Origin of the sequence: Micromonospora sp. WMMD1274 (assembly GCF_049179035.1) — a bacterium.
GTDB classification, from domain to species: domain Bacteria; phylum Actinomycetota; class Actinomycetes; order Mycobacteriales; family Micromonosporaceae; genus Micromonospora; species Micromonospora tulbaghiae.
On record NZ_JBMHMG010000001.1, the window covers coordinates 769,881 to 793,320 of the forward strand.

Genomic DNA, 23,440 nt, shown 5'->3' on the forward strand with positions numbered 1-23,440 from the left:
TCGCGTCGACGTCCCGGTCAGGTAACCTGCTCGTCCGCGTCGGCCGGCCCGCCGCCGGCCCCCTGGGCTCCACCGAGCAAGCGCGCGGCATCGGTACGGCCGCGTCGCGTACCGCTCTGGTAGGAGCTCATCATCCGGCGCACCTGCTCCGGTGCACGCGCCGTGTCGTCGTCGTCGGCGGCGTCGTCCTCCGCCTCGGTCTGGTCGTGCCGCAGCTCCGGCGCGAGGCTGGCCTGGCGTACCCGGACCGGCAGTCCCGCGTCGGTGACCGGCGCGGTCTCCGGCTCCGTCGCCGGCGACGCGTCAGGCTCGTCGGTCGTGGCGGCGGGCCGCCGCTCCACCACCGCCAGCTCCGTGGTGGGCCCCGCCACCCCGGGCTGCCGCTTACGGGTACGCGCGGGCAGCCCGGAGGGGGTCAGCCGGGGTGCCCGCGTCACCGGCTCCGGCGCCTGCGGGGCGGGCTCGGCCGGCTGGTCCGGTTCGGTGTCGCCGTCCGGGCCGGACGGGGTCGCCGGCCCGTCGCCGTCGCGCGTGCTCCGCGCCGGATCCGGTGCGGGCGCCGCCGGCAGGGCCGTCCCGGGGGCGGGCAGGGCGTCGGCCGCGTCGGCGCCGTCGGCGGTGATCAGTTCACGCGGGATCAGCACCACCGCCGTCGTCCCGCCGTACGCGGACTCCTTGAGCTGCACCTTGACGCCGTGCCGCTCGGTGAGCCGGCTGACCACGAACAGGCCGAGCCGGGCGGCGTCGGCCAGGTTCAGCTCGGACCGGTCGACGATGCGCGCGTTGGCGGCGGCCAGCTCGTCGGCGCTCATGCCGAGGCCGCGGTCCTCGATCTCGACGGCGAAGCCGTTGGCCACGAGCTGGCCGCGGACCTCCACGGTGGTCTGCGGCGGTGAGAAGGAGAGTCCGTTCTCGATCAGCTCGGCCAGCAGGTGGATGACGTCACCGACGGCGCGGCCGGTGAGCGCCACCTCGCCCAGCGGGCGCACGGTGACCCGCGTATAGTCCTCGACCTCGGCGACGGCGCCGCGGACCACGTCGACCATGGGGACGTTGCGCCGCCAGGCCCGGCCCGGAGTCGAGCCGGAGAGCACGATCAGGTTCTCCGCGTTGCGCCGCATCCGGGTCGCCAGGTGGTCGACCCGGAACAGGTCCTCCAGCTCCTCGGCGTCGTGTTCCCGCCGTTCCATCGCGTCCAGCAGCGTGAGCTGCCGGTGCACGAGCGCCTGGGTGCGCCGGGCCAGGCTGAGGAACACGTCGCGTACGCTGCGGCGCAGCTCGGCCTGCTCGACGGCGGTGCGGACGGCGGTCTCCTGGACGACGTTGAACGCCTTGCCCACCTGGCCGATCTCGTCGTCGCCGAACTGCAACGGTGGCGCCTCGCGGGCGACGTCCACCTCCTCGCCGCGGCCCAGTCGTTCCACCACGCTCGGCAGGCGTTCGTGCGCCAGCTTGAAGGCGGCCTCGCGCAGCCGTTCGAGCTGGCGGACGAGCGCCCGTGCCGTGGTGATCGAGACGACCACGGACGCGATGACGGCGATCAGGCCGAGACCGGCGGCGAGCACCAGCCGCACGATGACGCCGATCGCGACCGGCATGGCCCGGGACACGATGTCCTCACCGCCGGCGAGGATCACCTCCCGCAGGTCGGCCATCGCCTTCTCGGCGGCGGCCTGCCACGCCGCGGCGCTCACCGGCGGGCGCACCTCGGCGCCCTTGGCCGCGAGCACCTGGTCCTGGAGCGTGCGGAGCTGCTGGAACGCGTCGCCCTCGACCATCCGTTCGAAGCGGGCGCGGTCGCTCGGGGCGAGTTCCCGGGAGGTGCGGTCGGCGAGGAACCACTGCGCGCCGACCAGGCGGGCGAACGCGGTCTGCTCGCCGACGGTGATCCGGTTGGCCGCGATCGCGCCGGTGATCAGCGCGTCCTGTTGGGACAGCAGCTCCCGGGACCGGTTGAGGTCGATGAGCGCGGCGGTGTCCTCGGCGATCTCGTCGTCGTCGAGGCCGCCGAGGGCGTCGAACACCGCGAAGATCCCGTCGACCGCCTCGTCGTACGCGATGAGCGTGGTGGTCCGGTCGATGGTCTTGCGGCTGACGTCGGCGCGTACCTGGCCGAGCTGGTCCAGCTCGGTCTTCAGCTCGTCGAGCCGGCTCATCAGTTCTTCGCTGGCCGGGATCTCGGTGCGCCAGTCCCGCACCGAGCGCCACAGCGCGCCGGCGGTCTCGTCGGTACGGGCGCGCTGGGCCTCCAGCTCCTGCAACCGGCCCGGGTCGGACTCGCCGAGGTAGCGCAGCGACAGCCGGCGCTCGGCCTGCAGCTCCTGCAGCAGCGGGTCGCTCGGCTCGAAGACGCGCGCGTTGAGCGTCTGCACGCCGAGCAGGTTGAATCCGTCCCGTACGGTCACCCACGCGGCGAACGCCCAGAGCGCGGTCAGCGACGCCAGCAGCGCGATGATCTTCGTACGGAGATTCGTACTGCGGGAACCCATCACACCGTCCTGGCCCGGTCTTCGGTCGGTTCGGAATCCGATCGACTCCGGCGCACGCTAGCAGCCGTCGTGAACCTCATTCAAGCGATCCTGATCATGGTAGGTGCGGCCCTGGTCCGGGTCGCCCCGGCGCCGCCGGAGGCCGCCAGCACCGCGGCGCGCACGATCCGCGTCGGGCGGTAGAGGTCCTTGTCGTGCCATAGTGCCGGTTCGCCGTCGCATCCGTCCAGCTCGGACAGTCGACGCCGGCCCCGCGCCAGCGCCGACGTGATCCGGGGGTCGCCGGACCGGCCCGCGTCGGCCAGCGCGAGCACCGCGTACGCGGTCTCCTCGGCGGTGCCGTCCCACCGTCCCCAGGAACCGTCCGGACGCTGCGTGTCCAGCAGCCAGGCCACCCCTCGCTCGACCGCGGCGCGCGCCGCGCCGTCCGGCGCGTGGTCGGCCAGCGCCAGCAGCACCGCGTACGTGGCGTAGTACGGCGAGGCGTGCCAGCGGTCCTCCCACCGGCCGTCCGGCTCCTGCCGCTCCAGCAGCCACTCGGTGACCCGGCGCCGGGCGCCGGTGACGCCGGGCGCGCTCGGCTGCTCGCCGAGCGCGTCGAGCACGTGCGCGTTCGTGGTCAGCGACGCCCCGTCCTCCCCCGGCCAGGTGCAGAAGTGCGCCCCGGTGTCGAACCCGGCCAGCGGCGCGACACCCGGCGCCCGGCCCAGCCGCGCCAGCGCGTAGAGCGTGACCGCCGTGGTGTCGGCGTCGGCGGGCAGGCCGGGCGCGGTGGCCGCGCCGGACGGTCCGACCGCGGCGTGCAGCTCGGTCAGCACCGGCTCGGGCGCGCCGACCGGCACGCCGGCCCGGACCAGGATGCCGAGCACCCAGGCCCGCTCGAACACGGTGATCGGGCTGGCGCAGGGCACCGGGCCGGGCCGGGCGACAGCGTTCAGGTAGTCCAGGGCGGGCCCGGGCTCCGGCCCGCCGAGCCAGGCGGCGGTGGCGGCGGGTGAGGCGCCGACCGCGCCGCTGGCCGAGGGACGCACCCCGGACGCGCGGTACGCCAGCTCGCCCGCCACCTCCAGCGCGTGCGCCAGCTTCTCCGGCACCGGCCCCCCGGTGGCGAGCAGTCCGCGTACCCGGGTCAGCCGGGCCGGGTCGAGACCGGCCGGCAGCGGCAGGCGGGGCCGGCCGGCCCACTCGGCCAGCCCGGGTGGCGGACCGGAGGGCCCGTCGAGGTGCCGGTCCACAGCCGTCAGCAGCGCCGGCACGATCAGGTCGGTGGCCGGCAGGTCCGGCGGGGCGCCGGCGCGCAGCGCGCCGGTCAGGTACGCCAGCCCCCGGTGCGCGGCGGCTGCGGGCGCGGCGGCCGGCCCGTCGCGGTGCAGCACGGCCAGCAGCGCCTCGACCGCGCTCAGCGTCGGCACCAGCGCGTACCCGCCGGGGCCACCCCAGCCGCCGTCCGGACGCTGCCGGGCCAGCAGCCAGGCCATGCGCCGGTCGTGGCCGTCGAGCCACGGCGCGAGCGCGACCAGGCGCCCGGTCTCGTAGACCGACGGCGACGTCTGCCCCTCCGGTTCGCCGCCGAGTGCGGTGATCAGGTCGTGCGTGGTCCCGGACCGGGTGGCGGGCACCGGTCCGGCGGTGAGGGTCACCGCACGCCCCAGAAGTCGGTGTTCCGGTAGAAGCCGGTGGTGAAGCCGAGCTGCCGGGACAGGAAGTCGGCCTCCCGGGGCACCTCGCCGGCCAGCTTCGCCAGCAGGACGCGGCAGTGGTCGACCTGCTCGGCGAAGCGCCGCTCGACCTCGGCCGGGTCGTCCACCAGCAGCAGCGCGTTGAGGTCGCCGGACTCGGCGTCGCGGCGGTGGGTGCCGAGGTCGTTGACCAGGCGCAGGGCCCGCTGGACCTCGTCGCCGACCTCGATCAGCCGTGCCAGCGTGGCGGCGTCGGACACCGATCCGGTGTGGATCCAGTGCGCCACGTTCACCACCGTGGCGGCGAGGTTGTCGGCGTTGGCGAGGTAGTCGGCGAGTGTGGGGCGGCCGGTACGCCGCCAGTCCCACTCGCGGGCCATCGCGTCGAGCGTGCGTGCCATCGTGTCGCGCCAGTGGCCGCGCAGCGCCGGGTAGGCGGGCGCGGCGGCGACGTCGTCGCGCAGCTCGGCGAGGAACCGGCCCAGCGGGTCGCCGGACTCGCCGCCGTCGAGCACGTCCAGGCAGACGCCGGTGATCCGGTCGACCTCGGCCCGGCTGGTGGCCTGGTGGTCGACCAGCCAGTCCACAGCGAAGCCCCAGAGCACCGCGCGGTTGGTCACGGCGAGTTCGGCGGCGCTGTGCCAGGGCGCGCTGAACGCCATCGCCTGCGCGATGCTGCTGAACAGCGTCGCGTCGAACGGGTCGCCGGGGAACAGCTCGGGGTGCGCGGCGGCGGCCCTGCGCAGGCCGCGCTGGCCCTGCGCGGCCAGCGCGCAGACCCGGCCCTGCTCCGCGGCGACGGCGAGCGGATCGAGTGTCGGCCCGTCGGTCATGCCCGCTCCGTCCGCCCGGCGGCGACGAGCGTCAGCTCGACCCGCTCGCGCGGCCGCAGCGCCGCGGCCAGCCGGAGTCCGGGTACGCCGGGGCGGTGCAGCCGGAACCGGTAGCGGCTGAGCATGGTGGCGAGGATGAGCTGGGCCTCCAGGTAGAACAGGTACATGCCGAGGCACTGGTGCGGCCCGCCGCCGAACGGGAAGTGGGCGTACCGGTGGCGGGCGCGGACGCGCTCGGGGCGGAACCGTTCCGGGTCGAACTCGTCCGGGCGGTCCCAGAACTGCCGCATCCGCTGGGTGATCAGCGGGCTGACCGCCATCGTGGCGCCGGGCTCGATCGGCACGCCGTCGATGACGTCCCCGGCGACCGCGCGGCGCGGGATGATCCACCCGATCGGGTAGAGCCGCAGCAGCTCGTCCAGCACCATCCGGGTGTACGTGAGCCGGCTCAGGTGCTCGCGGCGTACCGGCTCGCCGCCGACCACCTCGTCGATCTCGGCGTAGAGCCGCTCGGCCACCTCGGGGTGCTGGTCCAGGTGCGGCCAGGCCCAGGTCAGCACGTTGATGGTGGTCTCCGTGGTGGCGGCGAACATCGCCACCGTGTCGTTGCGGACCTGCCGCTCGTCGAGTTGCCGCCCGTCCTCGGTGCGGGCCTGCCAGAGCGTCGAGATGACGTCGTCGCCCTGGTCGGCGGACTCCCGCGTCTGGCGGACGATCGGCACCAGCACGTCGTCGACGATGCGTACGGCGCGGGCGAACGTGCGGTCGCCGGGCATCGGCAGGGACAGCGGAGCGAACGGCACAATGATCCGGGGGATGACGGCGGTGGCGATCCGGTCCTGCGCCTCGATCACGCGCATCGCGTCCGGCACCGAGATCCGGTCGGCGAACAGCACCTTCATGATCGCCCGGCTGACGATGCGCGCCTGCTCCACGCCGATGTCGACCGGCTGCCCGGCGCGTGCCGGCTCGTCCAGTTCCCCGACCGCGTCGCGGATCGCGTCGGCCATGCCGTCGACCAGCGCCTCGACCCGCTTGGCGGTGAACATCGGCTGGAGCATCCGCCGGCTGGCCGACCAGATCTGCCCCTCGCCGAGGATCCCCTCGCCGAACAGCCGCTTGACCGGGCGCCAGAACAGCCCGTCACCGGCCCGCTCGTAGTTGTCCGCGCGGTCCCGCAGGACGTGCTGCACGTGCCTGGGGTGGGTGACCAGGTACGGCCGGAACGAGCCGAGGTTGAGCCGGACCAGTTCGCCTTCGGTACGGTTACCGATGTCGATGAGAGCCCGGGCGGGGTCGCGGAGCACCGCCGGCAGGATCTGCCGCAGCGGCACGATTCGGGGTCGGCCGGTGGGCCTCGGTGTGTCCGTTGGTTCGGGCACCTGAACGCTCCCTCGGTTGACTCAGGGTCGCGACTCCGTATCGACCCGTGACGTTGCCCGCGAGCATGCCATCCTGAGCCGCAGATCAAAAGGCAGGTCGGAGGATATTTCACGTAACAACAATCTCTTTGTCGAGAATGGAGCCCGTGGGATATGCGTCACTGGCGTACACAGTGGCCGTTGCGGAGCGCGAGCGACGCTCACCTATCCACGGACGGCGGCAGAACGCGGGCGCGGACCCGTCCGCTGTGCCAAGCTTCGGGCATGGACGACAAGACCATCCTCAGCCGGATCTCGGAACTCGTCGACGAGGAGCACCGGCTGCGCGCCGACGCGCAGCAGCACGAGGCCGGCACCGACGACGAGGCGCGGGAGCGGCTGCGCGCGCTGGAGGAGTCCCTGGACCAGTGCTGGGACCTGCTGCGCCGCCGCCGGGCCGCCCGCCAGGCGCACGGCGACCCGGACGCCCAGGGCGAGCGCCCGGTGCCGGAGGTCGAGCGCTACCTGCAGTGACCCGGACCGGCGTCCCGGGCGGTCTCCCGCCCGGGACGCCGGCCGGTCAGCGGATGCCCGCCTCCCGCAGCAGCGCCTCGGTCAGCGCCGCCGGATCGGTCACCGTCGCCGGCATCCCGCGGGCGGTGAACCAGGCGGCCACCACCCGCACGTCGCGGGCCAGGAAGTCGGCCCCCTGCGGGTTGGCCACCACGTCGACCACCTGCGGCAGGTCGATCATCACCAGCCGGCCCGCGTGCACCAGCAGGTTGTACGGGGACAGGTCGCCGTGTGCGTACCCGGCCCGGGCCAGCACCGTGAGCGCCTCCACGAGCTGCTCCCACAGGTCGCGCAGCTCGTCGTCGTCGGGCCGGACCTGGGCCAGCCGCGGCGCGGCCTCCCCCGCCTCGGCGTCGCCGACGAACTCCAGCATCAGCTCAGTGCCGAGCAGCTGCACCGGATAGGGCACCGCGATCCGCCCGGAGGCGGCCCCGATCTCCCAGAGCTGGGACAACGCGGCGAACTCGGCCGCCGCCCACTGCCCGGCGATCATCTGCCGGCCGAACGCGGTACGGCCGGTCATCGCCCGCATCTCCCGCGACCGCCGCACCCGGCGGCCCTCCAGGTAACCGGCGTCGCGGTGGAAGAGCCGGTGCTGGGCGTCGCGGTAGCGCTTGACCGCCAGCAGGCAACTGCGGTCGGTGTCCGGAACGGCCCGGCGGACCAGGTGGACGTCCGCCTCCTTGCCGGTCTTGAGCACCCCGAGCTCGGTGTCCCGGGCGGCCAGCTCGGTGACCAGCCAGTCCGGGTGCGGCTCGGGGCCGTGGACGGCCTGGTCCCAGGAGGACCAGGCGTCCTCCGCCTCGGGCTCGGCGTCCGGGTCGGTGAGGGTCGGCGGGGTGTGCCGCCCCCGCTTCAGGAAGTCGGGTTCGTCGTCGTCGAAGCGGCTCTTGCCGCGGCCACGGCGCTGCGGCGCCGGGAAGTCGTGATCGCGCACGGGTGGATCTGTCCTTCGATCGAGGCTGGTGGAGGCAGGTGGAACGACCCTGCGAAGACGGCCATGACCGACCTCCTCTCCTCGACCGGGCACACCCCGGCTGCGCACTCGCGCGGCACCATGCTCGTACCCCGCCCGGGGCAGGTCAACGGATTTTCCGCGCCGCCACCCGGGCCGCGGTGTCGCCGCGCCCCGTCGCCGCGCCGTCGTCGCGCGCGGTCAGCCGGCGAGGACGGCCGCGACGGCCGCGATCAGCCCGTCCTCGATCCGGGTGGGCGCGAACCTCGGGTCGGACCAGCGGCGTCCCCGGTGCAGCCAGACGCTGGGCAGGCCCACCGCCGTCGCGCCGCCGATGTCCGCCTCCGGACTGTCGCCGACCACCCACGCGCCCCGCAGCGGCATCCGGGCCCGCTGGGCGGCGAGCGCGAAGATCCTCGGGTTGGGCTTGCTGACGCCCGCCTCCTCGGAGATCACCCAGTCGGCGACGTACCGGTCCAGGCCGGTCTTGCGGATCTTGGCGTCCTGTTGACGGGACGCGCCGTTGGTGACCACCACCGGCACCCAGCCGGCGTCGGCCGCGATCCGCAGCGCGCAGGCCACCAGCGGGTCGAGCCGCATGTGCGCCACCACGCCGTCGTGCAGCTCGTCGACCAGGTCGATCGAGGGGATGCGCAGCGCGTACCGGTCGCGGATCGCATCCGCCACGTCCCACCTGTTGGTCAGCCCGTCCGCGTCCACGGACACCAGCCAGTCGAGGTCGGCCCGGGGCGCGCCGATGCCGTCCAGGAAGCGTTCTCCCCAGGCGCGGAACGGCCCGTCGCGGTCCAGCAGGGTGTTGTCCAGATCGAGCAGGAGCAACGGCACCTGGGCACCCTACGGGAACGGCTGGAGCACCGACAGGGCCGAGGGCCCCGCCACGGCGATCAGGCGACGAGGACGGCGCGATCCGCCCCGGCGTCGAGCGGGCGGTCCAGCAGCATCGTGTGCGCCGCGCGGGTGGCGGCCAGCGCGTCCGGGTCGAGCGTGGCCACCAGCACGTCCTCGCCGGTGTCGGCGCCCCGGGCCAGCGGCCGGCCCTCCGGGTCGTACACCGCCGCGCCGCCGTTGAACCGCCACGGATCGGTGCCGCCGACCGAGTTGGCGAACACCACGTACATCGTGTTGTCCAGCGCCCGGGCGGCGTAGTAGAGGTCGCGGCGGTGCGCCGAGCCGGCCAGGTAGCCACTCGGGCAGAGGTAGCCGTGTGCGCCGTCGCCGGCGGCGGCCCGCGCGTGCTCCGGGAAACAGCCGTCGTAGCAGACGCCCAGGCCCAGCCGCCACGTGTCGACCTCGATCGTGGCGCCCCGGCGTCCGGCGTCGAACAGCTCCCGCTCGCCGCTCCAGAGCTGCTGCTTGTCGTACGCGGCGGTGACAGTGCCGGCCGGGTCCACGACGAGCGAGGAGATGGTGCGCCGCCGGTCGGGGTGGCGGACGGCGGCGCCGATCACCACTGCCGCGCCCGCGTCGGCGGCGGCGGAGCGCAGCGGGTCCAGCCGGGCGTCGGTCACCCGGCCGTCGGCGTCGGCAGCCACGTCCGTGGCGTCCGGATCGGCGCCGAGGGTCGGCGGGTGGTACGCCGGCAGGAACAGCTCGGGCAGCACCACGACGCGGGCGCCCTCGGCCCGGGCGACGAGGCGGGCGGCGGCACCGGCGTTGCCGGCGACGTCGCCGGGGACCGGCTGGGCCTGGACGGCGGCGACGGTGAGCGGGCGCGCGGGAGGGGCGGTCACCCGCCGATCGTAACCACCGGACGGCGGCAGATGATCAAGCGTCGGAGCATCTCAAGCCGTACGTACGGTTTGCATCGGCCGGTTCCACCTGCGACGATCCGTTCGTGCCCAGAGTAAGTCAGGACCAGCTCGACGCGCGCCGACAGGAGATCCTCGCGGCGGCGCGGGCGTGTTTCGCCCGGCACGGCTACGAGGGCGCCACCGTGCGGCGGCTGGAGGAGGCCACCGGCCTGTCCCGGGGCGCGATCTTCCACCACTTCCGGGACAAGGACTCCCTGTTCCTCGCGGTGGCCGAGGACGACGCCGCCGCGATGGTGGAGACGGTGGCCCGCAACGGCCTCGTGCAGGTCATGCGCGACCTGCTGGCCCGGGCCGTCTCGCCGGACACCACCGGCTGGCTCGGCAGCCAGCTGGAGGTCTCCCGCCGGCTGCGCACCGACCCCGCCTTCGCCAAGCGCTGGGCGGAGCGTTCCGAGGCCATCGCCGGGGCCACCCGGGAGCGCCTGCTGCGCCAGCGCGAAGCCGGCGTGCTCCGCGACGACGTGCCGATCGACGTGCTGGCCCAGTTCCTGGAGCTGGCCTACGACGGGCTGGTGCTGCACCTGGCGATGGGCCGTCCGGCCGGCGACCTGGCCCGGGTGCTCGACCTGGTCGAGGAGGCCGTCCGCCGGCACTGAACCGGCGCCGGTCTCGGTCCGGTAACTACCCCGCTCCAGGAGATCGACTCTGGCGCGCCTGCTCCACAATGAGCCGCGACCCCTCCGCGCGACAGGAGCAGACGATGACCCCCTCCGACACCTGGGGCATCCCCGGCCCCGTCTTCCTGCGCTGGTACCTGCTGCTCGCCGTCGTCCTGGTGGTCGGCGCGATCGTCTACCGGCGGCGGATGCTGGCGGGCACGGCGGTGACCGCGTACGGCGACCTGGGTCCGCAGCAGGTCGCGTACCTCAACGGTGGTGACCAGCTCGCCGTCTGGGCCGCGCTCGGCGGGCTGCGCCACTCCGGCGCGGTCGGCGTACGACCGGACCGGCGGCTCACCACGGGCGGCCCGCTGCCGGCCGGGGCCACCCCGCTGGACCAGGCGGTCCACCACGCGGCGAGCCGGGGTCTGCGTACCCGGGAACTGGCCGCCGACGAGTGGGTCCGGCGCGCGCTCGACGACCTGCGCGACGGCCTGGTACGCCGGGGCCTGGCACTGGACCAGGAGCGGCGCCGGACGCTGCGGCGCGGCGCGCTGCTGGTCGGATTCCTGCTGGCGATCGGCATCGTGCGCGCGGTCTCCGGGCTGCTCAACGACCGGCCCACCGGCTGGCTGCTGCTCAGCCTGTTCCCGCTCGGCCTGGCGTTCGTGCTGCTCAACCGCGTGCCCTGGCGTACCCGGGCGGCCACCGCCGCGCTGAACGACATGCGCCGCCGGCACGCCTGGCTGCGGCCGGCCGCCGGGCCCGCGTACTCCACGTACGGCGCGACCGACGTGGCGCTGGGCGTGGCGCTGTTCGGCACCGCCACGCTCTGGACGATGGACCCGGGCTTCGCGGAGCAGGCCGAGATCCAGCGGCAGGCGATGGGCAACGCGGGTGGGGCCAGCTCCGGCACCTCGTGCGGCGGCGGGGCGACCGCCGGCGGCGGCTCCTGCGGGGGCGGCAGCTCGTGCGGCGGGGGTGGTGGCTGCGGCGGGGGCGGCGGGTGCGGCGGATGAGCGGCCCGTCCGGCGTCGGCATCGGCTGGCGCCCCGAGATCGCCGGTTTCGTCGCCGGGCTGCCGGGGCTGCGCTTCGTCGAGGTGGTCGCGGAGGCGGTCGCCCCGGCCGGGCCGCTCCCGGACGGGCTCGCCGAGCTGCGCGGACGCGGCGTCGACGTCGTACCCCACGGGGTGCGGCTGTCCCTCGGCGGCGCCGAGCCGGTCGACCCGGCCCGGGTCGCGCACCTGGCCGGGGTGGCCGCGGCCCTGGACGCGCCGCTGGTGAGCGAGCACATCGCGTTCGTGCGGGCCGGCGGCCTGGAGGCCGGTCACCTGCTGCCGCTGCCGCGCAGCCGGGAGGCGGTCGCCGCGGTGGTGGCGAACGTGCGGCGGACGCAGGCGGAGCTGCCGGTGCCGCTGGCCCTGGAACCGATCGCGGCGCTGTTCGACTGGCCCGACGACGAGCTGGACGAGGCGGACTTCCTCACCGAGATCCTCGACGCCACCGACGCGCTGCTGCTGCTCGACGTGGCGAACGTGCACGCCAACGCCCGCAACCGGGGCGGTGACCCGGCCGCGCTGCTGGACCGGCTGCCGCTGGAGCGCATCGCCTACGTGCACGTGGCGGGCGGCGCCGAGCACGGCGGCTTCTACCACGACACGCACACCGACCCGGTGCCCGAGGCCGTCCTCGACCTGGTCCGCGAGCTGTGCGCCCGGCGCCGCCCGCCCGCGCTGCTGCTGGAGCGCGACGGGCACTACCCGCCCGCCGCCGAGCTGCGCGCCGAACTGGACGCGTTGGCCGCCGCGTCCGGCCACCCGGTGGTCACGTGAGCGGCGACCTGGCGGCCCGGCAGGCCGAGCTGGTCGCCGCGCTCGTCGCCGGTGGACCGCTGCCGCCCGGCTTCGCCCCGGCCCCGGTCGAGGCAGCCCGCCGGGCGCTGCTGCGCAAACGCGCCGGCGACGTGGCCCGGCACTGGCCGCTGCTCGCCGCCGGCCTCGGCGCGGACTGGCCGGCCACGTTCACCGCGTGGGCCGACAGCCGTCCCACGAACGGTTCCCTGCGCGACGGCTGGGACCTGGCCCGCGACCTGCGCGACCGGGGCACGCTGCCGCCGCTGGGCGCGGAGGAGCTGGCCGCGCGCGATGCCGCGAGCCGCTACGACGGCCGCCGCCCGCCCCGCCCACGCCGGCTGCCGGCCCTCGCCCGGACCGGCGGCGCCGTCGCGGTTCAGGTCGCCGGCCGGGTACGCCTGCTGCGGCCCGCCCCGCGCTGACAGGCACCCGCCGGTACGGCAGGATCGGTGCATGGATCTCGGACTCGCCGACCGGGTGTACGTGCTCACCGGCGCCTCCGGCGGCCTCGGCTTCGCCACCGCCGAACAACTCGTCGCCGACGGCGCCCGGGTGGTCATCTCCGCGCGTACCCCGGAACGGGTGGCCGCCGCCGTCGAGGCGCTCGGTGACCCGCGGCGGGCGATCGGGCTGACCGCCGACCTCACCGACCCCGCCACGCCGCAACGGCTCGTCGCCGCCGCCCGCGAACACTTCGGACGCCTCGACGGCGCGCTGATCTCGGTCGGCGGCCCGCCGCCCGGCACCGCCGCCACCGTCACCGACGAGCAGTGGCGCGAGTCGTTCGAGACGGTCTTCCTGGGCAGCGTCCGGCTCGCCCGCACGATGGCCGGGGCGCTCACCGACGGCGGCGCGATCGGGCTGGTGCTGTCCACCTCGGTACGCGGGCCGCTGCCCGGCCTCGGCATCTCCAACGGCCTGCGGCCGGGCCTCGCCGGCGTCGCCAAGGACATGGCCGACGAGTTCGGCCCGCGCGGCGTACGCGTGGTCAGCCTGCTGCCCGGACGGATCATGACCGACCGCAACCGGGAGCTGCTGGCCGGCTCCGGCGACCCCGAGCGGGCCCGCGCGCAGGCCGAGGCGGCGATCCCGCTCGGGCGCATCGGCGACCCGGCGGAGTTCGGCAGGGTGGCCGCGTTCCTGCTCTCCCCCGCCGCCGGGTACGTCACCGGGATCACCGTCCCGGTCGACGGCGGCGCGCTGCGCGGACTGTGACGGTGGGCGCGGTGGTCGGGCTCCCCGCGAGGGCGGCGGCTCCGGTGAGCCGGCTTTCCGCGGCGGCTCCGGTGAGCCGGGTGCGGATGGCCGCGACCGTGGCGGGCCGGTCGTACGGGACGGTGGGCCGATGAGCGATCGACGACGGCCGGGCGGTGGACGGCCCGAGGCCGCGCCCGGACCCGGCACGCCCGCCCGCCGCCACCCCCGGCCCAGCCGCGAGCAGCTCGCCGCGGCGGCCGACCGGCTGCTGCCCGACGTGATCGCGCCCGGCCTGGACGTGCTGTTCGTCGGCATCAACCCGGGCCTGTGGTCGGCGGCCACCGGCTGGCACTTCGCCCGCCCGGGCAACCGGTTCTGGCCCGCCCTGCACCGGGGCGGCTTCACGCCACGGCTGCTGCACCCCAGCGAACAGGACACGCTTCCGGCGCTGGGCCTCGGCATCACCAACATGGTGGCCCGGGCCAGCGCCCGCGCCGACGAACTCACCGCCGCCGAACTGGTCGACGGCGCGGCCACGCTCACCGCGAAGGTCGAGCGTTTCCGGCCGCGCTGGGTGGCGGTGGTCGGGGTGACCGCGTACCGGATCGGGTTCGCCCGGCCGAAGGCCGGTTTCGGGCCGCAGCCGGAGACGCTCGCGGCGGCCCGGCTCTGGGTGCTGCCCAACCCGAGCGGCCTGAACGCCCACTTCACCCCGGAGACGCTCGGCGCCGCGTTCGCCGAGCTGCGTGCCGAGGTCGTCGCGGGTTAGGGCTCCGGTCGTCGCCGCGTTCGTGCCGTCAGTCGTCACCGCGCCCCACCGTGACAAAAACTGTCGCGGGCCGGTCGTCCGGCGCCGCCCGGCTGTCGACGGCCCGGCGCCGCGATGTGGTCTCGCCGGGCCGCTAGTTGGCGGCTGCCGGGGGCATGGCCTCGTGGGCGACGTAGGTGCCCATCGGCACCGTGGTCACCACCGGCTCGGGCTGCTCCGCCTCGGCGTGGGGCGTCGGCGAGTCGGTGACCGCGAACTGGGTGCGGTACAGCTCGGCGTACAGGCCACCGACCGCCACCAGCTCGTCGTGCCGGCCGCGCTCGACGATCCGGCCCTCGTCGAGCACGAGGATCTGGTCGGCGTCGCGCACCGTGGAGAGCCGGTGCGCGATGACCAGCGCGGTACGCCCGGTCAGCGCCACCGACAGCGCCCGCTGCACCGCCGCCTCGCTCTCCGAGTCCAGGTGGGCGGTGGCCTCGTCGAGGATCACGATCGACGGGGCCTTGAGCAGCAGCCGGGCGATGGCGATGCGCTGCTTCTCGCCGCCGGAGAAGCGGTAACCCCGCTCGCCGACCGTCGTGTCGAGCCCGTCCGGCAGCGCCCGGACCAGGTCGGCGACCTGCGCGCCGGCCAGCGCCGCCCAGATCTCGTCGTCGGTGGCGTCCGGCTTGGCGTAGCGCAGGTTCTCCCGGATCGTCTCGTGGAACAGGTGCGAGTCCTGGGTGACCACGCCGATCTCGTCGCGGAGCGAGGCGAGCGTCGCGTCCCGTACGTCGACGCCGCCGACCAGCACCTGGCCGTCGCTGACGTCGTAGATCCGGGAGATGAGCATGGACAGCGTCGACTTTCCCGCGCCGGAGGGGCCGACCAGGGCCACCATCTGCCCCGGCTCGACGGCGAACGAGACGCCCCTGAGCACCGGCTCGTTGACCGTGCGGTCGAGGGTCGAGACCTCCTCCAGGGAGGCGAGCGACACCTCGGCGGCGCTCGGGTAGCGGAAGCGCACGTCGCGGAACTCGACCCGGCCGTTGCCGCGCGGCACCGGCACCGCGCCGGGCTTCTCGGCGATGGACGGGCGCAGGTCGAGCACCTCGAAGACCCGGTCGAAGGAGACGAGCGCGCTCATCACGTCGACCCGGACGTTGGACAGCGCGGTCAGCGGGCCGTAGAGACGGGTCAGCAGCAGCGCCAGCTTGACCACGGTGCCGGCGCTGACCGCCCCGGTGACCGCGAGCCAGCCGCCGACGCCGTACGTCAGCGCCTGGGCCAGCGACGCGACGAGCAGCATCGCGACGAAGAACGTCCGCGAGTACATCGCGGACTGGATGCCGATGTCGCGCACCCGCTCGGCCCGGCGGGCGAACCGGTCGGCCTCCACCTCCGGCGCGCCGAACAGCTTGACCAGGAGCGCGCCCGCCACGCCGAACCGCTCGGTCATCGTCGCGTTCATCTTGGCGTCGAGGTTGTACGACTCGCGGGTGATCTCGGCCAGCCGCCGGCCGACCCGGCGGGCCGGGATGATGAAGATCGGCAGCAGCACCAGCGCCAGCACGGTGATCTGCCACGACAGCACGAGCATCGCCCCGGCGGTGAGCACGAGCTGGATGACGTTGCTGACCACGCCGGACAGCGTCGAGGTGAACGCCCGCTGGGCGCCGAGCACGTCGTTGTTGAGCCGGCTGACCAGGGCGCCGGTCTGGGTGCGGGTGAAGAACTGCAACGGCATCCGCTGGACGTGGTCGTACACCCGGGTGCGCAGGTCGAGGATGATGCCCTCGCCGATGCGGGCCGAATACCACCGCTGGACCAGGGAGAGCAACGCGTCGGCCACGGCCAGCGCGGCGATGATCAGGGCGAGCCGGACCACAGTCGAGCGGGCGTCCGCGCCGCCCACGGCGATCGCGTCGATGACGTCGCCGGCGAGCAGCGGCGTGGCCACGCCGATCACCGCGGCGACGATCACGGTGATCAGGAAGACGACGATGTCGCGCCGGTAGGGCCGGGCGAACGCGACGATCCGCCGGGCGGTGCCGCGCTTGAGCTCGTGGGCGGAGACCTCGTCGCGGTTACGCAGCGACCGGAGCATGCTCCAGCCGCCCATGCCGCCGCCGGCCATCGGGTGGGACACTCGTCACCTCCGGGTCGTCGGGGCAGCATGAACCGTCGGAGTCCATTCTCCCGACGCCTGTGACAACCTCGCGAGTAACCCAGATCTTCCCGGACGGTCCTTACGAAATCGCCGTCCCGGCTATTCGCCCCGCCCGGCCAGGTCCCGGATCCGCCGGGTCTGCGCCTCCCGCTCGGCGCGCTGCTGCTCGGCGTGCGAGCGCCCGGTCGCGCCCGCGAGCAGCGCCTTGATCTCGACGATCGCGTCCCGGTTGTTGGCGAGCAGCCCGGCGGACAGATCACGCACGGCGCCGTCCAGCTCGTCGTTCGGCACCACGAGCGTGGCCAGGCCGATCCGGTCCGCCTCGGCGGCGTCCATCCGCCGGCCGGTGGCGCAGATCTCCAGCGCCCGGGAGTAGCCGACCAGCTCGACCAGGCGGCGCGTGCCGGCCAGGTCGGGAACGAGGCCGAGGGTCACCTCGGCCATCGAGAGCTTCGCGTCGGTGGCGAGCACCCGCATGTCGCAGGCCAGCGCGAGCTGGAAGCCGGCGCCGATGGCGTGGCCCTGCACGGCGGCGATCGACACCACGTCGGGCCGGTGCAGCCAGGTGAAACCGCCCTGGTACGCGGCGATCCGGTCGGCGCACTCCACCTCCGGCATCGCGGCCAGCTCGGCGAAGGAGCCCGGCCCGGTCGCACCGGCGACCGCCAGGTCCAGGCCCGCGGAGAAGGCTCGCCCCTCTCCGCGTACGACGACGACGCGCACGTCGCCGGGCAGGTCGCGAGAGAAGTCGCTCATCGCGCGCCACATCGCCGGGGTCTGCGCGTTGAGCACGTCGGGCCGGCACAACGTCACCGTCGCGACCGGCCCGTCGCAGTCGAAGCGCACTCCGGTCGTCTCGGCGGTCACCGGACGCCCCGGAACGCGCTGATGGACGACGCTGGGGGGCGGGTCACGCCTTCTTCCGGCGCCGGGCGCCGCCGCGCTGCCGCAGCTGCACCCCGGACTCGGTGAGCACACGGTGGATGAACCCGTAGGAACGGCCCGTCGAGGCCGCCAGAGCACGGATGCTCTCACCCCCGGTGTACCGCTTTACCAGGTCTTTGGCGAGCGTCTGACGCTCGGCCCCGACGATCCGGCGACCCTTCTCAGTGCTGGTGGCTGTGCCGGTGGCTGCCATGCTGATTCCTCACGTCCCAGACTGTGCGGTTCGGATACGGTCCCACCTATTAGACCGCCTCGAACGATCATGCGCCAGATATCAACTATTCGCCAACCGACACGCTACGCAATGTCAGCTTCCCGATAGAGTGATCCTTCCGGCCCGCTGATCCGTACCGCCCCCGCCGGACAGGCCTGTCGGCGCCACCGCGGCGAGGTGCCGGCGTCCTCCCGCATGATCGACACCACCTCCCCGAGGTGGCCGGCACGCCGCGCTCCGGATACCGCCACCACGGCGACCTGGTGTGGATCATCCGACGGCCGGTGCGGCGGGCCGTATCGTGCCCGGGGTGATTGACACGATCACGGCCGCTGCGGGCGCCGCCGGCGTCTTCGCCGCCACCAACCTCGACGACGTCGTCGTGCTCACCGTGCTCTTCGTGGCCGCCCGGCGGACCGGGCGTCCCCGCCCGTGGCAGATCGTCGCCGGGCAGTACGCGGGCATCGGCGCGCTCGTCGCGGTCGCCGTGGTGGCCGCCGCCGGGCTGCTCGTGGTGCCGGACCCGTGGCCCGGCCTGCTCGGGCTGCTGCCGATCGCGCTCGGCGTCCGCGCGCTGCTGACCCGGCGCGACGACGACGAACCGCCGGCGGTGGTCGGCAGCCTGCTCGGCGTCGCCGGGGTGACTGTGGCGAACGGCGCGGACAACATCGCCGTCTACGTGCCGGTGTTCCGTGCCCTCGACCCGGTGACCGGCCTGATCTGGCTGCTGGTGTTCGCCGTGCTGGTGGCCGTGTGGTGCGCGGTCGCCGCCGCGCTCGGCGGGCACCCGCGGGTGGTGGCGCTGGTCGGCCGCGCCGGCCACTGGCTGGTCCCGGCGATCTTCATCGCCATCGGCGCGACCATCCTGCTCACCTCCGGCGTCCTCCCCCACCTGGCCGCCCTCCCCACCTGACCGCCCACCCCGCCCCACCCCGACCCACCCCGCCCTCACCTCGTCGATCATGAAGTTGACGGCGATCTGGATCTCCAAAACTGCCGTCAACTTCATGATCGACCGGGAAAGAGGGGGGCGGGAGGGGGCGGGGGCGGGGTCAGGCCAGCTCTACCAGCTCCAGGAGGTCGTCGGACCAGGCGTCCTCGTCGCCGTCGGGGAGCAGGATCGCGCGGTCCGGCTTGAGCGCGGTGACCGCGCCCGGGTCGTGCGTGACCAGCACGATCGCGCCCGGGTAGCGGGCGATCGCGTCGAGCACCTGCTCGCGGCTGACCGGGTCGAGGTTGTTCGTCGGCTCGTCCAGCAACAGCACGTTGGCGCCGGAGCAGACCAGCGTGGCCAGCGCCAGCCGGGTCTTCTCGCCGCCGGACAGCACACCGGCCGGCTTGTCCACGTCCTCGCCGGAGAACAGGAACGCGCCGAGGATCTTGCGCAGATCTGTGTCGGTCTGGTCGGACGCGGCACTGCGCATGTGCTCCAGGATCGTCCGGTCCACGTCGAGCGTCTCGTGCTCCTGGGCGTAGTAGCCCAGCCGCAGTCCGTGCCCGGGGCGCACCTCGCCGGTGTCCGGCTCCAGCAGCCCGCCGAGCATCCGCAGCAGCGTGGTCTTGCCGGCGCCGTTGAGGCCGAGGATGGCCACCCGGGAGCCGCGGTCCACCGCCACGTCGACGTCGGTGAAGATCTCCAGCGACCCGTACGACTTGGACAGGCCGGTCGCGGTCAGCGGCGTCTTGCCGCACGGCGCGGGGCTCGGGAACCGTACCTTCGCGACCTTGTCCGCGACGCGGACCTCGTCCAGGCCGGAGAGCAGGCGCTCGGCGCGCCGGGCCATGTTCTGCGCGGCGACGGTCTTGGTGGCCTTGGCCCGCATCTTGTCCGCCTGCGCCATCAGCGCGCCGGCCTTCTTCTCGGCGTTGGCCCGCTCCCGGCGGCGGCGCCGCTCGTCGGTCTCCCGCGCCTCCAGGTACGCCTTCCAGCCCAGGTTGTACGTGTCGACCACGGACCGGGTGGCGTCCAGGAACCAGACCTTGTTGACCACGGCCTCCAGCAGCGAGGCGTCGTGGGAGATCACGATCAGGCCGCCCTTGTGGTTGGCGAGGAAGCCGCGCAGCCAGGTGATCGAGTCGGCGTCGAGGTGGTTGGTGGGCTCGTCGAGCAGCAGGATGCCGCCGCCGTTCTCGCCGGCGTCGCGGAACAGGATCCGGGCCAGCTCGATACGGCGGCGCTGACCACCGGAGAGCGTGCCGATGGTCTGCGCCAGGGCCCGGTCGGGCAGGCCCAGGTTGGCGCAGATCCGGGCCGCCTCGGCCTCGGCCGCGTAGCCGCCGAGCGAGGCGAACTGGTCCTCCAGCGCGCCGTAGCGGCGGACCAGCCGCTCGTCGTCGGCGCCCTCGGCGAGCTTGTCCTCCAGCTCCTTCATCTGGGCCATGAGCACGTCCAGGCCGCGGGCGGAGAGCACCCGGTCCCGGCCGGTGACGTCCAGGTCACCGGTACGCGGGTCCTGCGGCAGATAGCCGATGGCGCTGCGCCGGTCGATCTGGCCGCCGTACGGCTGGCCCTCCCCGGCGAGCACCTTGAGTGTGGTGGTCTTGCCGGCGCCGTTACGGCCGACCAGGCCGATCCGGTCCCCCGGCTGCACCCGCAGGGTGGTGTCGGACAGCAGGATCCGGGAACCGGCGCGCAGTTCCAGGCCGGTGGCAGTGATCATCTCGGAGTACTCGCTCTCGGGTCCGGAAAGGCTGATTCAGGGCACGCGAAAGCGCCGGCGGGTGGTGATTTCCCGTCGGCGCGGGGCCGTTCAGCCTTCGCAGCGCAGCACGGGAGCAAGTGTACCGGGCTCCGCGGACCCCTTCCGCCGGATTACCGTTCAAGATCATCGGGTACGGAAACCGCCGTCCGGACCCGGTCCGGTACCGCAACCACCACAAACGGACACATCGGTGATCGGGGTCAACATGGAGCTGAACGAGAACGCGCGGGTCGACACCAGCCAGGTGGACGACCGGCGAGGGTCCGGCGGAGGCGGCGGGATGGGCATTCCGATCCCGATCGGCGGCGGCCGCGGCGGGATCGTGGGCATCATCATCGCCGTGCTCGTCGCCCTGGTGGGCGGCGGATTCGGCCTCAACGCCGCCACCAACGGCGGCGGCTCCGAGCAGGGTGACAACACCTCGCTGGAGCAGAAGTGCTCGGCGCAGGACGCGCTGGAGCAGCTCGACTGCCGCAACACCCTCTACGTCAACTCGATCCAGGCGTACTGGCGTACCGCCATGCCGGAGGCGTTCGGCGAGCAGTACAAGCCGTCGAAGACGGTGTTCTTCAGCCAGAACGTCAGCACCGCCTGCGGCGCCGCCGACTCCGGGGTGGGCCCGTTCTACTGCCCGGCCGACGACCAGGTCTACATCGACCTCACGTTCTACCGGCTGCTCGCCGACCAGCTCGGCGCCAAGGGCGAGTTCGCCCAGCCGTACGTGCTGGCCCACGAGTACGGCCACCACGTGCAGGACCTGCTCGGCACCGAGGCGCAGATGCGCCGCCAGCAGCAGCGCGACCCGCAGAGCGCGAACGCGCTGTCGGTGAAGCTGGAGCTGCAGGCCGACTGCTACGCCGGCGCGTGGGCGAAGAACGCCACCGGCACCGCCGACGAGCGCGGGCAGAAGATCTTCAAGAGCATCACCGAGGAGGACATCTCGCAGGCCATCGACGCCGCCGAGAAGATCGGCGACGACGCGATCCAGGAGCGCTCCGGCCGGCCGGTGAACCCGGACGAGTTCACCCACGGCACCTCGGAGCAGCGCAAGCAGTGGTTCACCAAGGGCTTCACCACCGGTGACCCGAAGTCCTGCGACACCTTCGGCTCGGGGGCCTGAGCCGTTCCGTGCATCGGCCCGCACCGCCGACCTGGTCGGCGGTGCGGGCCGATGTCGTTTCCGGGGCCGGTCAGGCCGGCAGGGTCACCTGACCCGGGGTGGACCGGTTGACGGTCGTCCCGTCACCGAGCTGGCCCCCGCTGTTGTCACCCCAGCACCACAGGGCGGCGTCGGTACGGATCGCGCAGCCGTGATCGGTGACCGCGAGTCCGCCAGTCCAGCTGGTGGCCGTACCGACCTGGGCGGGCGCGGACCGGTGGGTGGTGCTGGCGTCGCCCACCTGCCCGGCCGAGTTCTTGCCCCAGCACCACAGGCTGCCGTCGGTGCGGGACGCGCAGGTCGTGTCGCTGCTCGCGGCGATCCGGTTCCACGTGGTGGCGGTGCCGATCTGCACCGGCGCGGTCCGGTACGTGCCGCTCACGCCGAGCTGCCCGTACCCGTTCTCACCCCAGCACCACAGCGCGCCGGAGCGGACCCCGCAGGTGTGCGCGTACCCGGCCGCCACGCCGGTCCACCCGGTCGCGGTGCCGACCTGCGCGGGCGCCGTCTGGGGCGCGAGGTTGCCGAGCCCGAGCTGGCCGTCCGAGCTGGACCCCCAGCACCAGAGCGTGCCGCCGGTCCGGATACCGCAGGTGTGCCCGTAGCCGGTCGAGACGCTCACCCAGTCGGTGGCCGTGCCGACCTGCAACGGGGTGTTCGCGACGTACGGCGAGGCGCCGACGCCCAGCTGGGTGGTCCGGTTGAAGCCCCAGCACCAGAGCGTGCCGTCGGTGCGTACCGCGCAGGTGTGCTGAGGGCCGGCGTCGACCCGGGCCCAGGTGGTCGCGGTGCCGACCTGCACCGGGGCGCTGCGGCTGGTGGTGGTCCCGTCGCCGAGCTGGCCCCGGAAGTTCGAGCCCCAGCACCACAGCGTCCCGTCCGTGCGTACCGCGCAGGTGTGCCCGGAGCCGGCGTCGACGCCGGTCCAGGTGGCGGTGCCGACCCGCGCCGGGGCGCTGCGGTTCGTGGTGGTCCCGTCGCCGAGCTGGCCGCCGTAGTTCGAGCCCCAGCACCACAGTCCCCCGTCGGTGCTGATCGCGCACGTGTGCGCGCCGCCCGCGGTGACGCTGGTGACGGTGGGCGCGGCGAGCGCGGCGCGCTCGACCGGGCCGGCGGCCGCATTCGCAGTACCGGCCGTCAGTGTCGCGGTGAGCACGAGGCTTCCGGCGCTCATCGCCGCCGCGGCGACGATGAACCTCGTCGCACGGCGCCACCGGGCCCGCAGCCGGCCGTCCTGATATCCGCTCATGAAGTTGTTCTCTCCCAACGATGTCGGATGGCGGAGGCGAAGCGGGCCCTGCGGGTCGCCCGGAGACCCGCCGCTTCGTGACACCGACCTTATGCATCGAGTCGATTCGATGCATCATCGACGAGCGGGATTGAGCCGTCTTGAGGTGATCTTTCCTGTTCAGCGGACCAGGATGTGGACCGCCCGCGCGGCGGCGACGGCGGCCACCAGCACCGCGTGCCGGGGCTCCGGCACGTCGAGCAGGCGCGGCGCGCGCAGCGCCGCGAGCGGGGCCAGCCGCCGGTCGGCCAGCACCGTGTCCACCGCGCGCCGGTCGCCGCCGCACACCAGCGCCGCCAGCGTGCCCGCCTCCGGCAACAGCAGGCGTACGGCCAGCTCGGCCGCGTCGCCCAGCGCGGCCTTCGCCTGGTTGTCGCGCCGCCGGGCGAACCGCTGCTGGGACCAGCCGCCCGCCGCGGTGCGGCCCTGCACATACCGGGTGTCCACCTTGGAGACCACCAGATCGGTGCCGTCGGCGACACCGACCGCCACCGCGCCCTTGCGGGCCAGGAGCAGACCGAGCCGGCGGGCCGCCGTGGCGGAAGCGACGAATCCGGGTACGTCAGCCGACGCGCTCGCGCCGGGCGGGGTGTGCAGCTCGGCGGTGGCGTCGTCCGGGGCGGTGAGCAGCAGCCCGTACTCCTGGACCGTCGTGGTCGGCGGGCCGTGCCGGTCGGTGAAGCCCTCGACCCAGCGGGCGACGCGGCCGGGGTCGACCTCGACCCACCGGCCGCCCCCGGCGGCGGGTCGGCTGCTCATGGCCCGACGGTACGCCATCGACGGAACCCGAGACGCAACGCGGGAGGACACCGGTGCCGGTGCCCTCCCGCGCGTCTGCCGC

Annotated in this window: 22 protein-coding genes; 9 read left to right on the forward strand and 13 right to left on the reverse strand. The window is 74.3% G+C overall.

Translation table 11 applies throughout. From position 1 onward, the window contains the following. Positions 1 to 17: 17 nt before the first annotated feature. The 4 genes from ACN27D_RS03085 to ACN27D_RS03100 form a co-directional block, all read right to left on the reverse strand. Positions 18 to 2,489 carry a nitrate- and nitrite sensing domain-containing protein gene (locus ACN27D_RS03085; protein ID WP_421498495.1) on the reverse strand — a complete coding sequence of 824 codons (2,472 nt, stop codon included), beginning with the start codon at positions 2,487 to 2,489 and terminating at the stop codon, positions 18 to 20. An 80-nt stretch (positions 2,490 to 2,569) separates the two neighbouring features. Further along, positions 2,570 to 4,129 (reverse strand): prenyltransferase, encoded by a 1,560-nt coding sequence (locus ACN27D_RS03090; RefSeq protein ID WP_421498496.1) that lies wholly within the window; start codon positions 4,127 to 4,129, stop codon positions 2,570 to 2,572. Then, a complete protein-coding gene (locus ACN27D_RS03095; protein ID WP_421498497.1) occupies positions 4,126 to 5,001 on the reverse strand; it encodes a terpene synthase family protein in 876 nt (291 codons plus the stop codon). The genes ACN27D_RS03090 and ACN27D_RS03095 overlap by 4 nt, the downstream gene beginning before the upstream one ends. Beyond that, positions 4,998 to 6,335 carry a cytochrome P450 gene (locus tag ACN27D_RS03100; RefSeq protein ID WP_199733040.1) on the reverse strand — a complete coding sequence of 446 codons (1,338 nt, stop codon included), beginning with the start codon at positions 6,333 to 6,335 and terminating at the stop codon, positions 4,998 to 5,000. The genes ACN27D_RS03095 and ACN27D_RS03100 overlap by 4 nt, the downstream gene beginning before the upstream one ends. Positions 6,336 to 6,647: 312 nt before the next feature. On the opposite strand from ACN27D_RS03100, the gene ACN27D_RS03105 reads away from it, so the two are divergent. Beyond that, positions 6,648 to 6,896 carry a DUF2630 family protein gene (locus ACN27D_RS03105; RefSeq protein WP_013287422.1) on the forward strand — a complete coding sequence of 83 codons (249 nt, stop codon included), beginning with the start codon at positions 6,648 to 6,650 and terminating at the stop codon, positions 6,894 to 6,896. A 46-nt stretch (positions 6,897 to 6,942) separates the two neighbouring features. On the opposite strand, the gene ACN27D_RS03110 is transcribed toward ACN27D_RS03105, so the two are convergent. From ACN27D_RS03110 to ACN27D_RS03120, 3 genes are all read right to left on the reverse strand, one after another. Beyond that, complete coding sequence (locus ACN27D_RS03110; RefSeq protein ID WP_120568948.1) at positions 6,943 to 7,872, reverse strand: serine protein kinase RIO; 930 nt, start codon at positions 7,870 to 7,872, stop codon at positions 6,943 to 6,945. Between the two features lie 219 nt (positions 7,873 to 8,091). Further along, complete coding sequence (locus ACN27D_RS03115; protein WP_013287424.1) at positions 8,092 to 8,736, reverse strand: HAD family hydrolase; 645 nt, start codon at positions 8,734 to 8,736, stop codon at positions 8,092 to 8,094. A 59-nt stretch (positions 8,737 to 8,795) separates the two neighbouring features. Further along, on the reverse strand, positions 8,796 to 9,641 hold the full coding sequence (locus ACN27D_RS03120; RefSeq protein ID WP_030274210.1) for a carbon-nitrogen hydrolase family protein: 846 nt from the start codon (positions 9,639 to 9,641) through the stop codon (positions 8,796 to 8,798). Between the two features lie 104 nt (positions 9,642 to 9,745). Here ACN27D_RS03120 and ACN27D_RS03125 point away from each other — a divergent pair, with 104 nt between their 5' ends. From ACN27D_RS03125 to mug, 6 genes are all read left to right on the forward strand, one after another. Beyond that, positions 9,746 to 10,318: a TetR/AcrR family transcriptional regulator gene (locus ACN27D_RS03125; protein WP_013287426.1), complete on the forward strand. Its 573-nt coding sequence runs from the start codon at positions 9,746 to 9,748 to the stop codon at positions 10,316 to 10,318. Positions 10,319 to 10,422: 104 nt separating this feature from the next. Then, positions 10,423 to 11,340: a TIGR04222 domain-containing membrane protein gene (locus tag ACN27D_RS03130; RefSeq protein ID WP_114920964.1), complete on the forward strand. Its 918-nt coding sequence runs from the start codon at positions 10,423 to 10,425 to the stop codon at positions 11,338 to 11,340. After that, a complete protein-coding gene (locus tag ACN27D_RS03135) occupies positions 11,337 to 12,155 on the forward strand; it encodes a DUF692 domain-containing protein (RefSeq protein ID WP_421498498.1) in 819 nt (272 codons plus the stop codon). Before ACN27D_RS03130 ends, ACN27D_RS03135 begins: the two co-directional genes overlap by 4 nt. Continuing rightward, a complete protein-coding gene (locus ACN27D_RS03140; protein WP_421498499.1) occupies positions 12,152 to 12,598 on the forward strand; it encodes a hypothetical protein in 447 nt (148 codons plus the stop codon). Before ACN27D_RS03135 ends, ACN27D_RS03140 begins: the two co-directional genes overlap by 4 nt. Positions 12,599 to 12,629: 31 nt before the next feature. Then, a complete protein-coding gene (locus tag ACN27D_RS03145) occupies positions 12,630 to 13,391 on the forward strand; it encodes an SDR family oxidoreductase (protein ID WP_358194510.1) in 762 nt (253 codons plus the stop codon). Between the two features lie 130 nt (positions 13,392 to 13,521). After that, complete coding sequence (gene mug, locus ACN27D_RS03150; protein WP_121683069.1) at positions 13,522 to 14,142, forward strand: G/U mismatch-specific DNA glycosylase; 621 nt, start codon at positions 13,522 to 13,524, stop codon at positions 14,140 to 14,142. A 133-nt stretch (positions 14,143 to 14,275) separates the two neighbouring features. Here mug and ACN27D_RS03155 read toward each other — a convergent pair whose 3' ends face one another. The 3 genes from ACN27D_RS03155 to ACN27D_RS03165 form a co-directional block, all read right to left on the reverse strand. Next, positions 14,276 to 16,258, reverse strand: a complete 1,983-nt coding sequence (locus ACN27D_RS03155; protein WP_421501102.1) for an ABC transporter ATP-binding protein — start codon at positions 16,256 to 16,258, stop codon at positions 14,276 to 14,278. A 132-nt stretch (positions 16,259 to 16,390) separates the two neighbouring features. Next, the gene (locus ACN27D_RS03160) at positions 16,391 to 17,158 is read right to left on the reverse strand and encodes an enoyl-CoA hydratase/isomerase family protein (protein ID WP_421498500.1); all 768 of its coding nucleotides are present in this window, start codon (positions 17,156 to 17,158) and stop codon (positions 16,391 to 16,393) included. 43 nt (positions 17,159 to 17,201) lie between these two features. Continuing rightward, complete coding sequence (locus ACN27D_RS03165; RefSeq protein WP_007072022.1) at positions 17,202 to 17,429, reverse strand: helix-turn-helix domain-containing protein; 228 nt, start codon at positions 17,427 to 17,429, stop codon at positions 17,202 to 17,204. A gap of 322 nt (positions 17,430 to 17,751) precedes the next feature. Here ACN27D_RS03165 and ACN27D_RS03170 point away from each other — a divergent pair, with 322 nt between their 5' ends. Beyond that, on the forward strand, positions 17,752 to 18,363 hold the full coding sequence (locus ACN27D_RS03170) for a cadmium resistance transporter (protein WP_121683073.1): 612 nt from the start codon (positions 17,752 to 17,754) through the stop codon (positions 18,361 to 18,363). Between the two features lie 139 nt (positions 18,364 to 18,502). On the opposite strand, the gene ACN27D_RS03175 is transcribed toward ACN27D_RS03170, so the two are convergent. Beyond that, positions 18,503 to 20,110, reverse strand: coding sequence for an ABC-F family ATP-binding cassette domain-containing protein (locus ACN27D_RS03175; RefSeq protein ID WP_121685548.1), 1,608 nt, complete (start codon positions 20,108 to 20,110; stop codon positions 18,503 to 18,505). A 247-nt stretch (positions 20,111 to 20,357) separates the two neighbouring features. Between ACN27D_RS03175 and ACN27D_RS03180 the strand changes: the two genes are divergently transcribed. Further along, on the forward strand, positions 20,358 to 21,272 hold the full coding sequence (locus ACN27D_RS03180) for a neutral zinc metallopeptidase (protein WP_120573680.1): 915 nt from the start codon (positions 20,358 to 20,360) through the stop codon (positions 21,270 to 21,272). A 70-nt stretch (positions 21,273 to 21,342) separates the two neighbouring features. Here ACN27D_RS03180 and ACN27D_RS03185 read toward each other — a convergent pair whose 3' ends face one another. Together ACN27D_RS03185 and ACN27D_RS03190 are read right to left on the reverse strand one after the other, a co-directional pair. Continuing rightward, positions 21,343 to 22,560, reverse strand: a complete 1,218-nt coding sequence (locus tag ACN27D_RS03185; protein WP_421498501.1) for an RCC1 domain-containing protein — start codon at positions 22,558 to 22,560, stop codon at positions 21,343 to 21,345. A 159-nt stretch (positions 22,561 to 22,719) separates the two neighbouring features. After that, positions 22,720 to 23,358: an acVLRF1 family peptidyl-tRNA hydrolase gene (locus ACN27D_RS03190; protein WP_350816774.1), complete on the reverse strand. Its 639-nt coding sequence runs from the start codon at positions 23,356 to 23,358 to the stop codon at positions 22,720 to 22,722. Positions 23,359 to 23,440: the final 82 nt, after the last annotated feature.

Coding starts and splice junctions, on each gene's coding strand:
- ACN27D_RS03085 (WP_421498495.1), bottom strand. CDS start 2,489: ATGGGTTCCCGCAGTACGAATCTCCGTACGAAGATCATCGCGCTGCTG.
- ACN27D_RS03165 (WP_007072022.1), bottom strand. CDS start 17,429: ATGGCAGCCACCGGCACAGCCACCAGCACTGAGAAGGGTCGCCGGATC.
- ACN27D_RS03095 (WP_421498497.1), bottom strand. CDS start 5,001: ATGACCGACGGGCCGACACTCGATCCGCTCGCCGTCGCCGCGGAGCAG.
- ACN27D_RS03185 (WP_421498501.1), bottom strand. CDS start 22,560: ATGAGCGGATATCAGGACGGCCGGCTGCGGGCCCGGTGGCGCCGTGCG.
- mug (WP_121683069.1), top strand. CDS start 13,522: ATGAGCGATCGACGACGGCCGGGCGGTGGACGGCCCGAGGCCGCGCCC.
- ACN27D_RS03175 (WP_121685548.1), bottom strand. CDS start 20,110: ATGATCACTGCCACCGGCCTGGAACTGCGCGCCGGTTCCCGGATCCTG.
- ACN27D_RS03135 (WP_421498498.1), top strand. CDS start 11,337: ATGAGCGGCCCGTCCGGCGTCGGCATCGGCTGGCGCCCCGAGATCGCC.
- ACN27D_RS03130 (WP_114920964.1), top strand. CDS start 10,423: ATGACCCCCTCCGACACCTGGGGCATCCCCGGCCCCGTCTTCCTGCGC.
- ACN27D_RS03145 (WP_358194510.1), top strand. CDS start 12,630: ATGGATCTCGGACTCGCCGACCGGGTGTACGTGCTCACCGGCGCCTCC.
- ACN27D_RS03180 (WP_120573680.1), top strand. CDS start 20,358: ATGGAGCTGAACGAGAACGCGCGGGTCGACACCAGCCAGGTGGACGAC.
- ACN27D_RS03190 (WP_350816774.1), bottom strand. CDS start 23,358: ATGAGCAGCCGACCCGCCGCCGGGGGCGGCCGGTGGGTCGAGGTCGAC.
- ACN27D_RS03105 (WP_013287422.1), top strand. CDS start 6,648: ATGGACGACAAGACCATCCTCAGCCGGATCTCGGAACTCGTCGACGAG.
- ACN27D_RS03155 (WP_421501102.1), bottom strand. CDS start 16,258: ATGGCCGGCGGCGGCATGGGCGGCTGGAGCATGCTCCGGTCGCTGCGT.